Origin of the sequence: Streptomyces sp. SA15 (assembly GCF_002291145.1) — a bacterium.
Taxonomy (GTDB): domain Bacteria; phylum Actinomycetota; class Actinomycetes; order Streptomycetales; family Streptomycetaceae; genus Streptomyces.
The window spans coordinates 56,063-70,170 of sequence record NZ_NTGE01000094.1 but is presented as its reverse complement, the minus strand read 5'-3'; the positions used below and the strand labels follow the sequence as shown (position 1 = coordinate 70,170).

Sequence of the window (14,108 nt, the reverse complement as noted above, 5' to 3'; positions counted from 1 at the left end):
CGTTACATCTCCTCGGCTACGTAACTGCGAAGCCAGGTCCGGAAGTCCGGGCCCAGGTCTTCACGTTCGCACGCGAGTCTGACAATGGCACGCAGGTAGTCGCCGCGGTCGCCGGTGTCATAGCGGCGGCCCTTGAAGACGACGCCGTGCACCGGGCCGCCGATCTTTTCGTTCGTGGCGAGCTGCTGGAGGGCGTCGGTGAGCTGGATCTCGCCGCCGCGGCCGGGCTCGGTCTTGCGCAGTATGTCGAAGATGTGCGGGTCGAGGACGTAGCGGCCGATGATCGCGTAGTTCGACGGGGCGTCCGCCGCGGAGGGCTTCTCGACCAGGCCGCTCACCCTGACGACGTCGCTGTCCTCGGTCTCCTCGACGACGGCACAGCCGTAGAGGTGGATCTGCTCGGGAGCGACCTCCATGAGCGCGATGACGCTGCCCCCGTGCTGCTCCTGGACCTCGATCATCCGCTGGAGCAGGGGGTCGCGGGCGTCGATCAGGTCGTCGCCGAGGAGGACGGCGAAGGGCTCGTGGCCGACGTGCGGGGCGGCGCACAGCACGGCGTGGCCGAGGCCCTTGGGGTCGCCCTGGCGGACGTAGTGCATGGTCGCGAGGTCGCTGGACTCCTGCACCTTCGCGAGCCGGCTGGCGTCGCCCTTCTTCTGCAGGGCGGATTCCAGCTCGTAGTTGCGGTCGAAGTGGTCCTCCAGGGGGCGCTTGTTGCGGCCCGTGATCATGAGGACGTCGTCGAGACCGGCGGACACGGCCTCCTCGACCACGTACTGGATCGCCGGCTTGTCGACGACCGGCAGCATCTCCTTGGGAGTGGCCTTGGTGGCCGGCAGGAACCGGGTGCCGAGACCTGCTGCGGGAATGACAGCCTTGCTGATCCGAGGGTGCGACTGAGTCATGCCCGCAACCTTATCCGGTGCGTTTGCAAGGAATCTGTCGCTCCGGTTAATTGGCTCTCATATGAGTGCATTGGAAGGGTACGGGACAACCTTTGAGTCACTTCGGACGTCTGGCCGAGCCTGACAAGCGCACGTTGCGGCGAGAGCTCCTCGCGGTGAGGAACAGGTTGACGGCCGATGACGTGCGGGAAGCCGCGACCGCACTGGCCGAGCGTGCGCTGGAGCTGCCCGAGGTGGCAGAGGCGCGCACGGTGGCGGCGTACGTCTCGGTGGGCACCGAACCGGGCACGCTCACGCTGCTGGACGCGCTGCGCGAGCGGGGCGCGCGTGTCCTGCTCCCGGCGCTCCTGCCGGACAACGACCTGGACTGGGCCGCCTACACCGGCGAGGGCTCCCTCGCGCGCGTGCAACACCGCGGAAAGATGGCCCTCTTCGAGCCCGTCGGCGAGCGCCTCGGCCGGGACGCCGTGACCACGGTCGACGTCGTGCTGCTGCCCGGCCTGGCGGTCGACGCGCGCGGCATCCGACTGGGGCGCGGCGGGGGGTCGTACGACCGCGTGCTCACCCGTTTGGAGCAATCGCACGCGCACCCCGCGCTGGTGATGCTGCTGTACGACTCCGAGGTCGTCGAGCGCCTGCCGGCCGAGGCGCACGACCGGACGGTGCACGCGGTGGTGACACCGTCGGCCGTACGCCGTTTCCGCCACTCCTGAACCGTGCCGCGGTGCCTTACGGCTTCAGCACCAGCGTGTCGCTCGTGCTGTCCTCGACCGCCTGGTCGGAGAAGGACCAGTCCAGCAGCTCGCCCTTGGCCCATTTGCTCGTCTGGTCGACGTAGTGGGCGCTGTAGGCGTGCCCGGAGGCACCGGTGAGGTTGATCCACTTCGACTTGTCGAGGTCGCCGAGGTTGACCACCATCCGCATCGACGGCACCCAGACGACGTCGTAGCCGCCGGCGGCGTTCCAGCCGGTGGCGTTGACCGTCGCCTCGCCGCCGCTGAGCTTCCACGGGCCGCGGTTGAGCGCGTACTGCAGGAAGCCGGGGCCGTCGGTGCCCATGGTCTGGTTCTTCAGGAACAGGCGGTGCAGCCGGCCCCAGCTCCAGGTGTCGATGTCCTTGCCCAGCTTGGCGGTCAGCTCCCAGCGGGCGTCGACCATGGCGCGCTCGAACAGCTTGTCGCGGTTGTGGTCGGCGCCGATGCGATTGCGCAGGTCGGGCGTCGTCCACCAGTCGCTGTTCTCGTCGTCGACCAGGTTGCGGACCACCTCGAACCAGCGGTCGCCGCCGTCGGGCTGTGCCTGGTCGGGGTCGCGCTGGCCGCACTCGAGCACCTTGCCGGCCTCGTCCACGGGCCCGGTGGTGTTGACCGGGTCGACCCACAGGCACTGGTCCTTGACCCGCAGCTCCTTGGGCAGCTTGTTGCCGAAGGCCAGCTTGAGGATGTTGCGCCAGACCGCGTTGAAGTAGGCGGCCGCCGCCGAGTCGGCGTCCTGGGTGTAGTCCCAGCCCTCGAGGAGCTCCTGCGCCGCACGGACGTCGGGGTCGGCGAGGTCGATCTTCAGCAGCTTGGGCACGAGCAGCTTGGCGATCTCGCTGCTGTTGTCCGTCTGCATCTGGCGCATGTCGTCGGTGGAGATCTTGCCGCCGTCCTTGATCTTCTGCTCGATCAGGTCGGTGATCCGCTGGCTGCGCGTGCCGTAGCCCCAGTCCGTGGTGAGCGTGTAGTCGGGGTTGTCCTTGTCGGGGTGGTACTTGTCGGGGGCGATCACGGCCTGGTTGGCGGTGACGATGTAGCCGCGCTTCGGGTTGTACTCGTAGGGCAGCGCGTCCTGCGGGACGTACCCGGTCCACTCGTACTTGGAGTCCCAGCCCGGGGCCGGGACGGAGCCGTCGTCGCCCTTCGCGCGCGTGGGGATCTTTCCGGGCAGCGTGTAGCCGATGTTGTCCTTGGTGTCGGCGTAGACCAGGTTCTGCGAGGGCACGTCGAACAGGGTCGCGGCCTCGCGGAAGTCGTTCCAGTCGGCCGCCTTGTTCATCGCGAAGACGGCGTCCATGGAGGTGCCCGCGTCCAGCGCGGTCCAGCGCAGCGCGATGCCGTAGCCGTCGCCGCGGTCGGGGGCCGCTGCGTCGACGGTGGCCTTCCTGCCGACCTTCACGAGTTCGTCGTCGCGGTCGGACAGCAGGGGCATCCCGTCCTCGGTCTCCCGGACGACGATCTTCTTGGACGCGCCGCCGGCGACCTTGATGGTCTCCTCGCGCCGGTTGAAGGCCTTGACCTTGCCGTCGTACAGGTAGCCGTCGCCGGAGAGCTTCTCCAGGTAGAGGTCGGTGACGTCGACGCCGGAGTTGGTCATGCCCCAGGCGATGTTCTGGTTGTGGCCGATGACCACGCCGGGCATGCCCGCGAAGGTGTAGCCGCTGACGTCGTACTGGCACTTGCTGGAGACGGTGCGGCAGTGCAGGCCCATCTGGTACCAGACGGACGGCAGCGAGGGCGACAGGTGCGGGTCGTTGGCCAGCAGCGGCTCGCCGGTGATCGTGTACTTCCCGCGCACGACCCAGGCGTTCGAGCCGATGCCGTTGCCGTTCACGCCGACGGCCGTGGGGAGTTTGTCCAGGACGCCCTGGAGGCCCGTCAGCTGGCTCTGGAGGGCCGATCCGGCCGGCGTCGAGGACGATTGCGTACCCGTGCCCGTCCCGCTCGTGGAGGAGCCGCCGGTGGACGAGCCGCTCGTGGAGGAGCCGCTCGTGGAGGAGCCGCTCGTGGACGAGCCGCCGCTTCCCTCGAACGTCCCGGTGAGCTCGTCGTACTGGCCCTGCTGGACGATCGTCTGGTTCCGGCTGTAGGGGTACTCCGGGTACAGGTCGGCGATCTGCTTGGGGCCGAGGCGGCTGGTCATCAGGGCGCGGTCGATCTCGTCCTGCATGTTGCCGCGCAGGTCCCAGGCCATCGCCTTCAGCCACGAGATCGAGTCGACCGGGGTCCACTTCTCGGGCTTGTAGTCGTTGCTGAAGCCCAGGGCCGCGTACTCCAGGGAGATCTCCTCGCCGTCCTTGCCCTGGAGGTAGGCGTTGACCCCCTTGGCGTAGGCCTGGAGGTACTTCTTCGTGGAGGCCGACAGCTTGGTGTCGTACTCCTCCTTCGCGACCCGGTCCCAGCCCAGGGTGCGCAGGAACTCGTCGTTGTCGACCTGGCTCTTGCCGAACATCTCCGACAGGCGCCCGGAGGTCATGTGGCGGCGCACGTCCATCTCGTAGAACCGGTCCTGCGCCTGGACGTAGCCCTGCGCCATGAACAGGTCCTGGTCGGAGGAGGCGTAGATCTGCGGGATGCCGTGGCCGTCGCGCTTGACGTCGACGGGGCCCGACAGGCCCTCCAGCGTGAGCGAACCCTTGGTCTGCGGGAAGGAGGCCCGGACGGTGCTGACGGACCAGTACCCCCCGTAGGCGACGCCTCCGACGAGGGCCAGCACCAGGACCAGGAGGAGCAAACGGGCTTTGCGCCCCTTCTTCCTGCCGGACTTGCCGGGCTTCTGACCCGAAGAGGCGGTGGTGTTGGGGGGCATCGCTGTCCTTGCTGTCCTAACGCGAGCGGCAGGCGGGGCTGTGCTTTTGACTGAGCGCTGGAGCAACCATAGGCGCAGGGCCTGTGCCCACTTGACGCGGAGTGGGGAACCAGCGCGGACGGACGTTCGATCATGCCCTGGCAAGCGTCAAGAAATCGTCAAGAGTTAGGTAAGGTAACGAAGTACTTGGGTGCGGAGCATCACGACTTCGTGTCCTATGTACGTGAGCCACGCGCGCGTGATGCGCGTCGGCCAGGGAAGGGAACGGCCGCTGACTGTCCACGACCTCAACCAGCTCCTGCTCGTCTGCTCGATCGTCCTGCTCGTCGCCGTGGCAGCGGTCCGGATCTCCTCGCGCAGCGGGCTCCCCAGCCTGCTCGTCTACCTGGGGATCGGCGTCGCCATGGGCCAGGACGGCATCGGCGACATCCACTTCGACAACGCCGAACTGACCCAGGTCATCGGATACGCGGCCCTGGTCGTGATCCTGACCGAGGGCGGTCTGGGCACGAAGTGGAAGGAGATCAAACCCGCCCTGCCGGCCGCCACGGCGCTGGCGCTGGCCGGGGTCGCGGTGAGCGTCGGGGTGACGGCGACGGCCGCGCACTACCTGATCGGGCTGGAGTGGCGTCAGGCGCTCATCATCGGGGCGGTGGTCTCCTCCACGGACGCGGCAGCGGTCTTTTCCGTCCTGCGCAAGATCCCCCTCCCTGGGCGCGTGACGGGCACCCTGGAGGCCGAGTCCGGCTTCAACGACGCCCCCGTGGTCATCCTGGTGGTCTCCTTCTCCACGGCCGGCCCGATCGAGCACTGGTACGTGCTGCTCGGCGAGATAGCCCTGGAGCTGGCCATAGGTGCCGCCATCGGCCTCGCGGTGGGCTGGCTGGGCTCCTGGGGGCTCAGGCACGTCGCGCTGCCCGCCTCCGGCCTCTACCCGATCGCCGTCATGGCCATCGCCGTCACCGCCTACGCGGCGGGCGCGCTGGCGCACGGCAGCGGCTTCCTCGCCGTCTACCTCGCCTCCATGGTGATGGGCAACGCCAAGCTGCCGCACTGGCCCGCCACCCGCGGATTCGCCGACGGAGTCGGCTGGATCGCCCAGATCGGCATGTTCGTGCTGCTCGGCCTGCTGGTCACCCCCAGCGAGCTGGGCGACGACATCGTGCCCGCGCTCGTCATCGGGCTGGTGCTGACGATGGTGGCGCGCCCGCTGAGCGTCGTGCTGTGCCTGACGCCGTTCCGGGTGCCGTGGCAGGAGCAGACACTGATGTCCTGGGCGGGGCTGCGCGGCGCCGTGCCCATCATCCTGGCGACCATCCCGATGGTGGAGGGCGTCGAGGCCAGCCGCCGGATCTTCAACATCGTCTTCGTGCTGGTCGTCGTCTACACCCTGGTCCAGGGGCCGACCCTGCCGTGGCTCGGCCGAAAGCTGCGCCTGGGCGACGGTACGGAGGCCGCCGACCTCGGCATCGAGTCGGCGCCCCTGGAACGGCTGGGCGGGCACCTGCTGTCCGTCGCGATCCCTGAGGGGTCGAAGATGCACGGCGTCGAGATCAACGAACTGCGGCTGCCGGCCGGGGCCGCCGTCACCCTGGTCGTACGCGAGGGCGAGTCGTTCGTTCCGCTGCCGACGACAGTGCTGCGACGCGGGGACGAACTGCTCGTGGTCGCCACGGATCCCGTACGGGACGCGGCGGAGCGGCGGCTGCGCGCCGTGGGGCACGGCGGCAAGCTGGCCGGATGGCTGGGGACGAACGGCGACGACGCAGGTCGTTAAGGGCACGTTTCGTACGGTTCACACGCCCCGCAATCGCAGGTGGGTGGACCTGTGGTGCTCCCTTTCACAGGCACATCAGGCGGTGACCCCTGTATGGTGAATGCGCATTCCGATCGAACCAACTCTGCCTGACGCAGTGCTGGCGCGACCGTATGGCGGCCGGGACACCCCCTAGTGGGCGCCGGTATCTACCGCAGTCCGCGCAAGAGGACAGCTCTCGGCGCCCGAGCCCCCAAGGGACGCGCTACCAGGCGGCAGAAAGGCACGGGCCGTGGCATCCACGGTCACCTCCCGCCCCGGATACGGGCAGCTGCTGCGCACCCGCGGCGCCTGGACGTTCCTGCTCCCCGGCTTCGCGGCACGTCAGCCGTTCGCGATGCTCACCGTCTCCATCGTGCTGCTCCTGCAGCACACCACCGGCTCGTACGGCGCGGCGGGCGCCGTCGCGGCCGTCACCGGCGTCTCCATGGCGCTGTTCGCTCCCTACAGCGGGCGGCTCGCCGACCGTCACGGGCAGCGGACCGTGCTGATTCCGGGCGTGCTCGTGCACACGCTGTCCGTTCTGACGCTGACGGCGCTCGCACTGGCGGACGCACCCCTGTGGGCCCTGCTCGCGGCGGCCGTCCCCACAGGGGCCTCGATACCGCAGATCGGACCCATGGTGCGCGCCCGTTGGGCCGCGAAGCTCCAGGACTCGCCCCTGCTGCCCACAGCGGCGGCCTTCGAGTCCGTCACGGACGAGCTGACCTTCGTGGTCGGCCCGCTGCTGGCCACCGCCCTGTGCACGGCGGTGGACCCGGCCGCGGGACTGGTCACGGAGGCGTCGCTGACGCTGCTGGGCGGTCTGCTGTTCGCCGCGCAGAAGAATACCCAGCCCTCGGTCACCGGCGGGACGGGCGAGCACGCGCGCGTGGAGCGCGCTTCCGCTCTTCGCGTCCCTGGGGTGCGGGTCCTGATCGTGGCCTTCCTCGGCATCGGTTCCGTCTTCGGCGGCATGCAGGTCTCGCTGGCCGCGTTCACCGAGTCGATCGGCGAGCCCGGCCTGAACGGCGTCCTGTACGGCACCTTCGCCGCGGGCAACATGCTCTCCGGTCTGGTCTGCGGAGCCATCGCCTGGAAGGCGGCCCCGCAGCAGCGCCTGGTCGTCGGTTACACCGCCCTCGCGCTCACCGCCTCCGGCCTCCTGGCCGCCCACTCGGTGCTCCTCCTGGCCGGCCTCGGCCTGCTCGTCGGCATGTGCATCGCGCCCACCCTGATCACCGGCTACACCCTGGTCGAGAGCCTGGTACCGGCCGGCGCCCGCACCGAGGCCTTCACCTGGCTGACCGGCGCGGTAGCGCTGGGCCAGGCGGCCGCCGTCACCGTCGCCGGGCAGCTGGAGGACCGCTTCCGGGACGGCGCCGGATTCCTGGTCCCGATGGGCGGCACGCTGCTCGCCCTGGCGACACTGCTGGCACTGCGCTCGCGGCTCGCGGCACCGCCCCGCGCCCGCACCGTCGCACGTGGCGTCGGTCACCGCGTGCCGGTGACAGTGGACTGATCCTCAGGAATACGTCACACTGGACCGTCGTTTAGCACTCATTGAGTGAGAGTGCCAGGAGGAAGACAGTGCCCACCTACCAGTACCAGTGCACCGCATGCGGCGAGGGCCTCGAGGCGGTGCAGAAGTTCACCGACGACGCCCTCACGGAGTGCCCCAGCTGCTCCGGCCGCCTGAAGAAGGTGTTCTCCGCGGTCGGCATTGTCTTCAAGGGCTCCGGCTTCTACCGCAACGACAGCCGCGGCTCCTCGTCGAGCAGCTCGCCGTCGTCGACCGGGAAGTCGTCGACGTCCTCGTCGTCTTCGTCCTCTGAGTCTTCTTCGTCCTCTGAGTCTTCTTCGTCCTCCTCGTCGTCGTCGGACTCGAAGTCGTCGAGCACGGGTTCCTCCTCCAGCAGCAGCTCCGCCGCGTAGGCGGCATCGCACCGCTCCACTGGGTTTTCCGGGCCCGGCGGCCAGGTGAAGACGGCTCCGGTTACTGTGCTGGGCATGGTGAACGCAGAGATCGGCGTAATCGGCGGCTCCGGCTTCTACTCGTTCCTCGAGGACGTGACCGAGACCCAGGTGGAGACCCCCTACGGGCCTCCCAGCGACTCCCTCTTCCTCGGCGAGGTCGCCGGCCGACGGGTCGCCTTCCTGCCCCGGCACGGACGCGGCCACCATCTGCCGCCGCACCGGATCAACTACCGGGCCAATCTGTGGGCGCTGCGCTCGGTCGGCGTGCGCCAGGTTCTCGGCCCGTGCGCGGTGGGCGGTCTGCGCCCCGAGTACGGTCCGGGCACGCTGCTCGTGCCGGACCAGCTGGTCGACCGTACGAAGTCCAGGGCGGGGACGTACTTCGACGGGCTGCCGCTGCCGGACGGCACGGTGCCGAACGTGGTGCACGTGTCCCTGGCCGACCCCTACTGCCCCACCGGACGGGCGGCCGCGCTGAAGGCGGCCCGCGGGCGGGACTGGGAGCCGGTGGACGGCGGCACGCTGGTCGTGGTCGAGGGGCCGCGCTTCTCCACCCGTGCCGAATCGTTGTGGCACCAGGCGCAGGGCTGGTCCGTGGTGGGCATGACCGGGCATCCCGAGGCGGCGCTGGCCCGGGAACTGGAGCTCTGCTACACCTCGATGACCCTGGTCACCGACCTCGACGCCGGTGCCGAGACCGGCGAGGGCGTCTCCCACGACGAGGTCCTGCGGGTGTTCGCGGCGAACGTGGACCGGCTGCGGGGCGTGCTGTTCGACGCGATGGCGGCACTGCCGTCGACCGAGGAGCGGGACTGCCTGTGCAGGAGCGCGCTTGGTGGGATGGATCCGGGGTTCGCACTGCCGTAGCTCGTGGAACTTCTCGTTCGGGTGAGGGAGTTGTCCACAACTCGCCAGTAGCCCACCGGCCCCAGCGGGAATCGGCGCGAAGCCTCATCGTGGCAATCGCAAGCCGATCCCTCGCCGCAGGTGGTGGTCCACGTGTCCTTCGCTCCCTCTCCGTCTCCGTCCTCGTATCCCCCTTCGTATCCCTCTCCCTGTCCCTCTTCTTCTCCCCTTCCTCCGCGCCCGCTCGGCACGGACGCTCCCCCGACCTGCGAGGTGCCGCACTTCGCTCCCGTGCGGGTACGCGGCGGGCGATATCAGCTGCAGCGGCTCGTACGGCATCGAAGGCGGGCCCTGGCGGCCGGTCTCGCCGTCGCCGCGGTCGCGCTCGTGGCGGCGGGGCCGCAGGAAGGGGAACGGACGCGCGGGCACCCCGTGGCCGACCCCGTACGGGAACGCCGTGCCGTCCAGCTCGTGACGGCGCCGGTGCGGATCGCCGACGGCGCCACGGTCCGGTTGCTGCGGCCCGGCGACCGGGTCGACGTCATCGCCGCCGAGGAGTCGGCGACGGGTGGTGACGCCCGCGTGGTCGCGCGCGGGGCGCGGGTGACGAAGGTGCCCGAGCCACTGCACGGCGCGACCGAGGGCGGGGCACTGGTCGTGCTCTCGGTGCCGCGCTCCACCGCCGCGCACCTCGCGGGCGCGAGTACGACGGCACGGCTGGCGGTGACGCTGTGCTGACCCCACCCCGTTGGGCGGGGACACCTCGGCCTGTCGTAGGTTGCGGAGCTGTTCGTTCCACACCCTGCGCGTGCGAGGAGAGTCCCCGAGGTGAGCGAGAAGAAGGAACCGAGCGTCTGGGAGGGCTTCAAGGCCTTCCTGATGCGCGGGAACGTCGTCGATCTGGCAGTGGCGGTGGTGATCGGCGCCGCCTTCACCAACATCGTCAACTCGGTGGTGAAGGGGATCATCAATCCGGTCATCGGAGCGATCGGCACCAAGAACCTCGACCATTACAGCTCGTGCATCAAGGAGCCCTGCACCGGTACGGGCGACAGCGCGACCGGCGTCCGGATCATGTGGGGCTCCGTCCTCGGCTCCACCCTCACGTTCGTGATCACGGCGGCCGTCGTCTACTTCCTGATGGTCCTGCCCATGTCGAAGTACCTGGCCCGGATGGAGGCCCGCAGGAAGGAGAAGGAGGGCGCGCGGGAGGTCGTGGAGGTGACCGAGCTGGAGGTGCTCAAGGAGATCCGGGACGCGCTGGTCGCGCAGCGGGGGTCGGGCCACAACGAGCGGTAGCGGCAGCGGCCCGCCGGACTCAGAGGTGGTGGGGCGGCTTCTCGTCGAGGAAGCGCTTCAGATCGGCCATGCTGTCGGCGCCTGCGCCGGGACGCTCGCCCCACCCGCGGTCCGTGTCGTCCGAGGACTGCTGGTCCAGGGGATCGTCGAAGATCAGCGCGGCCTTCGGCTCACGCGGCTCGTTCGGCTCAGGGCTGGGCGTGGGGTCGGGGGCGGTGGTCATGGGTCCAGGGTACGGGCGCCGTACCAGACTGGGCTCATGACAGTTGACGCTCTGACGGACGTGTCCGGTATGCGGGTGGGGCACGCGACGCGTAACGGCGACGGTTGGCTCACCGGTACCACGGTCGTGCTGGCCCCGGAGGGCGGTGCCGTCGCCGCCGTGGATGTGCGGGGCGGCGGTCCCGGGACCAAGGAGACCGACGCCCTCGATCCACGCAACCTGGTGCAGAAGGTCGAGGCGATCGTGCTGACCGGCGGCAGCGCGTACGGGCTCGACGCGGCGTCCGGGGTGATGGCCTGGCTGGAAGAACAGGGGCGCGGGGTGCGGGTGGGGGTGGATCCGGCGCACGTCGTGCCGGTGGTGCCGGCCGCCTGTGTCTTCGATCTGGGGCGGGGCGGCGACTTCCGGGCCCGACCGGACGCGGCAACCGGCCGGGCCGCGGTCGAGGCGGCCGCCGCGAGCGAACCCGGTGCACCGGTGCGGGAAGGGTGCGTCGGCGCGGGTACGGGCGCGGTGGTCGGGCAGTTGAAGGGCGGGGTCGGCAGCGCGAGCACCGTCCTCGACTCGGGGATCACGGTGGCCGCGCTGGTGGTGGCCAACGCGGCGGGAGCGGTACGGGATCCGGAAACGGGCGTCTTGTACGGGGAGTTGTTCCAGGGGCGCGTGGAGTACCCGGAGGCGCATGTCCATGACGCCGCACGCCGGCGCCTCGCCGAGGTCGCGGTGACGAACGGGCCTCCCCCGCTCAACACCACGCTCGCGGTGGTAGCCACCGACGCTGACCTGTCGAAGGCGCAGGCACAGAAGATGGCCGGCACCGCGCACGACGGCATCGCGCGTGCCGTACGGCCGGTGCATCTCCTCCACGACGGCGACACGGTGTTCGCGCTGGCGACAGGGACACGCCCGCTGGACGCCGGCAACCCACTCGCGCTGAACGAGATCCTCGCGGCCGGCGCGGACCTGGTGACACGCGCGATCGTACGGGCCGTGCACGCCGCCGAGTCGGTGGAGGGGCCGGGTGGGGTGTGGCCGTCGTACGGGGAGTTGTACGGGGGTCGTTGACGAGGGCGGGGAGTTGTACAGGGTCGTTGACGAGGGCGGGGAGAGGAGGGGCCCCTAACCCCTCACCCCCTCACCCCCTCACCCCCTAGAGCGGACGCCGTCTCTCGCACGGTGATTGTCCCGGTTCCGTCACGTGATGGCGTTCATGACGAACGGAGGGAACCCGGCCCACCGCCGATCCCCTCTTTCTCCACGCACTGGAGCGTTCCTCCATGCACCGGAGCGGATCGCGCACATCACACGAACTTGGAGCAGCCCGTGACAACGCCGGACACAACAGCGCGGCGCGTACTCGGGGCCTGTGCCGCCCTGATGGTCGGCGCCCTCACCCTCACCGCCTGTGGCGGAAGTGCCAACGCCAAGAGCGGGGGCGAGAACGGGAAGGCGTCCGTCAAGACGTCGGTCGCGAAGATCGCCATCTCGGCCGAGGACGGTTCGACCGACGCGTCGATCAACACCACCGGCGTGAAGGTCAGCGACGGCAGGCTGACCGACGTGAAGATGACGGTGGCGGGGACGGGGACGGCCGTACCGGGGTCGATGGCCGCGGATGGCGGCAGTTGGAAGCCGAAGGAGCAGTTGGAGCGCGGGACGAAGTACGAGATATCGGCGACCGCGAAGGACGCCAACGGCCGTACCGCGGCCGCCAACTCCATCTTCACCACGGTCTCTTCGGCGAACAGCTTCATCGGGACGTACACGCCGGACAACGGCACGACGGTCGGGGTCGGGATGCCGGTGTCGTTCAGCTTCGACAAGGTGATCAGCGACAAGAAGGCCGTGCAGTCGCACATCACGGTGACGTCGAGCAGCGGGCAGAAGGTGGTCGGGCACTGGTTCGGCTCGCAGCGGCTCGACTTCCGGCCCGAGGAGTACTGGAAGGCAGGCTCCAAGGTCACGATGAAGATCGATCTGGACGGGGTCGAGGGCGCGAACGGCGTCTACGGGGTGCAGAAGAAGACCGTCAGCTTCACGATCGGGCGCTCCCAGGTCTCCACGGTCGACGTGAACACGCAGACCATGACGGTCGTGCGGGACGGCAAGACGATCAAGACGGTGCCGATCTCGGCGGGCAGCGCCCAGAACCCGACCTACAACGGTCAGATGGTGATCTCCGAGAAGTTCACGCAGACACGGATGAACGGCACGACGGTCGGCTTCGGCGGCGAGTACGACATCCCGGACGTGCCGCACGCGATGCGTCTGACCACGTCGGGGACCTTCATCCACGGCAACTACTGGTACAGCAGGGGCAATCCGCCCTTCGGCCGTCAGGGCACCAGCCACGGCTGTGTCGGGCTCGCGGACGTACAGGGTGCGCGGGGTGCCACGCCCGCCAAGTGGTTCTACGACAACTCGCTCATCGGGGACCTCGTGATCGTGAAGAACTCCCCCGACAGGACCGTGGCCCCGGACAACGGGCTGAACGGCTGGAACATGGCGTGGAGCGAGTGGATCGCGGGAAGCGCCGCCTGAGTGCACCCGCACGCCGGAAGGGCGTCTGACCGGCGGTTTTTGACGGATCATCGGGCCGCGTGGGAACTTTCCCCGCGGCCCGGACGTTTTCCGGGCGTACGTTTTCTCGGTTCCCGGACATGATGTCCGACCGAGGGGCTACGGTATGCACCCACAAGGTGACATGCAGCAACGCCGGGAGAAACCTTGAGCGTTCCGTACGAGACAGCAGCGTACGAACCACCCGAGTCGCCCGAGTCTCCGGAGGAGCACCTCGCGCGGCTCCTCGGCCGTGCCCTGAACTCCTTCGAGTTGCCCGACGAGACGATACGGCGTCTGGACTGCGCGCTGGCGCACGACAGTTCGCTGCACTCCGCGCACCACAGCGCGGGGCTGCACCGCGAGACGTACCGGCACACCTGGCTGCTCGCGGACGGCTCGGCGCTCACCCTGTGGGAGCTCGTCCACAACACCGCCCCGGGCAGCGTCCCGCAGCACGAGGTGTACGTGGACGAGGAGGAGCTGCGCACCGCCACCGCGCGGCTGCCGCTGCCGCCGGACGCGCCGGACTTCGAGCTGCCGGTGACGGTGCAGCTGTCGCCGGTTCCGGCGCCGCGCCACGCGTATCTGCCGGGCGACTCGGCGGACCACGCGCGCCGGGTGCTGCGCCGGGCGGAGAACCCGGACCGGCCGGGTGCGGAGACGGCCGCGCTGCTGGCCACGGCGTGCGCGTACCAGATCACGCAGGCTTTCGGGCGCCCCTGCCGGGCGGGCCGTGCCGGGCTGTGCTTCTCGCTCTACGAGCACGCCTTCCTGCTGCGTGACGGCGAGGAGGTCTCCCTCTGGGAGGTCGAGCACACGGTGACGCCCGACGGGCGGCACATGTGCGAGGTGTACGGGAGCGAGGACGCGGCCAGGGACGCGATGGAGCGGCGGGCTGCGCAGCTCTCCTGAGCGGGCGGCGCGTGCAGCGGGC

13 protein-coding genes are annotated in these 14,108 nt (G+C 69.6%); 10 read left to right on the top strand and 3 right to left on the bottom strand.

The genetic code is table 11. The features are described from left to right. Positions 1 to 2: 2 nt before the first annotated feature. Positions 3 to 905, bottom strand: coding sequence for a UTP--glucose-1-phosphate uridylyltransferase GalU (gene galU / locus CLM62_RS18360; protein ID WP_095750958.1), 903 nt, complete (start codon positions 903 to 905; stop codon positions 3 to 5). Positions 906 to 997: 92 nt separating this feature from the next. Here galU and CLM62_RS18355 point away from each other — a divergent pair, with 92 nt between their 5' ends. Then, positions 998 to 1,618, top strand: coding sequence for a 5-formyltetrahydrofolate cyclo-ligase (locus tag CLM62_RS18355; protein ID WP_095750957.1), 621 nt, complete (start codon positions 998 to 1,000; stop codon positions 1,616 to 1,618). A gap of 16 nt (positions 1,619 to 1,634) precedes the next feature. Here the strand turns inward: CLM62_RS18355 and CLM62_RS18350 are convergent, their stop codons facing one another. Further along, positions 1,635 to 4,472 carry a penicillin acylase family protein gene (locus CLM62_RS18350; protein WP_095750956.1) on the bottom strand — a complete coding sequence of 946 codons (2,838 nt, stop codon included), beginning with the start codon at positions 4,470 to 4,472 and terminating at the stop codon, positions 1,635 to 1,637. Between the two features lie 241 nt (positions 4,473 to 4,713). Between CLM62_RS18350 and CLM62_RS18345 the strand changes: the two genes are divergently transcribed. The 6 genes from CLM62_RS18345 to mscL all read left to right on the top strand — a co-directional run bounded on the left by CLM62_RS18345 (position 4,714) and on the right by mscL (position 10,389). Beyond that, a complete protein-coding gene (locus CLM62_RS18345; RefSeq protein WP_095750999.1) occupies positions 4,714 to 6,249 on the top strand; it encodes a potassium/proton antiporter in 1,536 nt (511 codons plus the stop codon). Between the two features lie 271 nt (positions 6,250 to 6,520). Next, on the top strand, positions 6,521 to 7,789 hold the full coding sequence (locus tag CLM62_RS18340; RefSeq protein WP_095750955.1) for an MFS transporter: 1,269 nt from the start codon (positions 6,521 to 6,523) through the stop codon (positions 7,787 to 7,789). Positions 7,790 to 7,857: 68 nt separating this feature from the next. Continuing rightward, the gene (locus tag CLM62_RS18335) at positions 7,858 to 8,202 is read left to right on the top strand and encodes an FmdB family zinc ribbon protein (protein ID WP_095750954.1); all 345 of its coding nucleotides are present in this window, start codon (positions 7,858 to 7,860) and stop codon (positions 8,200 to 8,202) included. Positions 8,203 to 8,277: 75 nt separating this feature from the next. Next, positions 8,278 to 9,111 carry an S-methyl-5'-thioadenosine phosphorylase gene (locus CLM62_RS18330; protein WP_095750998.1) on the top strand — a complete coding sequence of 278 codons (834 nt, stop codon included), beginning with the start codon at positions 8,278 to 8,280 and terminating at the stop codon, positions 9,109 to 9,111. A 132-nt stretch (positions 9,112 to 9,243) separates the two neighbouring features. Next, on the top strand, positions 9,244 to 9,828 hold the full coding sequence (locus tag CLM62_RS18325; RefSeq protein ID WP_095750997.1) for a hypothetical protein: 585 nt from the start codon (positions 9,244 to 9,246) through the stop codon (positions 9,826 to 9,828). A 90-nt stretch (positions 9,829 to 9,918) separates the two neighbouring features. Beyond that, the gene (mscL, locus tag CLM62_RS18320; protein WP_095750953.1) at positions 9,919 to 10,389 is read left to right on the top strand and encodes a large conductance mechanosensitive channel protein MscL; all 471 of its coding nucleotides are present in this window, start codon (positions 9,919 to 9,921) and stop codon (positions 10,387 to 10,389) included. A 19-nt stretch (positions 10,390 to 10,408) separates the two neighbouring features. Here the strand turns inward: mscL and CLM62_RS18315 are convergent, their stop codons facing one another. Then, positions 10,409 to 10,612, bottom strand: a complete 204-nt coding sequence (locus CLM62_RS18315) for a hypothetical protein (RefSeq protein WP_095750952.1) — start codon at positions 10,610 to 10,612, stop codon at positions 10,409 to 10,411. A gap of 36 nt (positions 10,613 to 10,648) precedes the next feature. On the opposite strand from CLM62_RS18315, the gene CLM62_RS18310 reads away from it, so the two are divergent. From CLM62_RS18310 to CLM62_RS18300, 3 genes are all read left to right on the top strand, one after another. Beyond that, on the top strand, positions 10,649 to 11,677 hold the full coding sequence (locus CLM62_RS18310) for a P1 family peptidase (RefSeq protein ID WP_095750951.1): 1,029 nt from the start codon (positions 10,649 to 10,651) through the stop codon (positions 11,675 to 11,677). Positions 11,678 to 11,935: 258 nt separating this feature from the next. Next, the gene (locus CLM62_RS18305; RefSeq protein ID WP_095750950.1) at positions 11,936 to 13,153 is read left to right on the top strand and encodes an Ig-like domain-containing protein; all 1,218 of its coding nucleotides are present in this window, start codon (positions 11,936 to 11,938) and stop codon (positions 13,151 to 13,153) included. Between the two features lie 186 nt (positions 13,154 to 13,339). Next, entirely contained in the window at positions 13,340 to 14,086 is a 747-nt protein-coding gene (locus CLM62_RS18300) for a DUF6227 family protein (protein ID WP_095750949.1), read from the top strand. Positions 14,087 to 14,108 lie beyond the last annotated feature (22 nt).

Excerpts from the sequence above, each read along its gene's own strand:
- CLM62_RS18310 (WP_095750951.1), top strand. The coding sequence starts at position 10,649 with ATGACAGTTGACGCTCTGACGGACGTGTCCGGTATGCGGGTGGGGCAC.
- CLM62_RS18345 (WP_095750999.1), top strand. The coding sequence starts at position 4,714 with ATGCGCGTCGGCCAGGGAAGGGAACGGCCGCTGACTGTCCACGACCTC.
- CLM62_RS18350 (WP_095750956.1), bottom strand. The coding sequence starts at position 4,472 with ATGCCCCCCAACACCACCGCCTCTTCGGGTCAGAAGCCCGGCAAGTCC.
- galU (WP_095750958.1), bottom strand. The coding sequence starts at position 905 with ATGACTCAGTCGCACCCTCGGATCAGCAAGGCTGTCATTCCCGCAGCA.
- CLM62_RS18330 (WP_095750998.1), top strand. The coding sequence starts at position 8,278 with ATGGTGAACGCAGAGATCGGCGTAATCGGCGGCTCCGGCTTCTACTCG.
- CLM62_RS18315 (WP_095750952.1), bottom strand. The coding sequence starts at position 10,612 with ATGACCACCGCCCCCGACCCCACGCCCAGCCCTGAGCCGAACGAGCCG.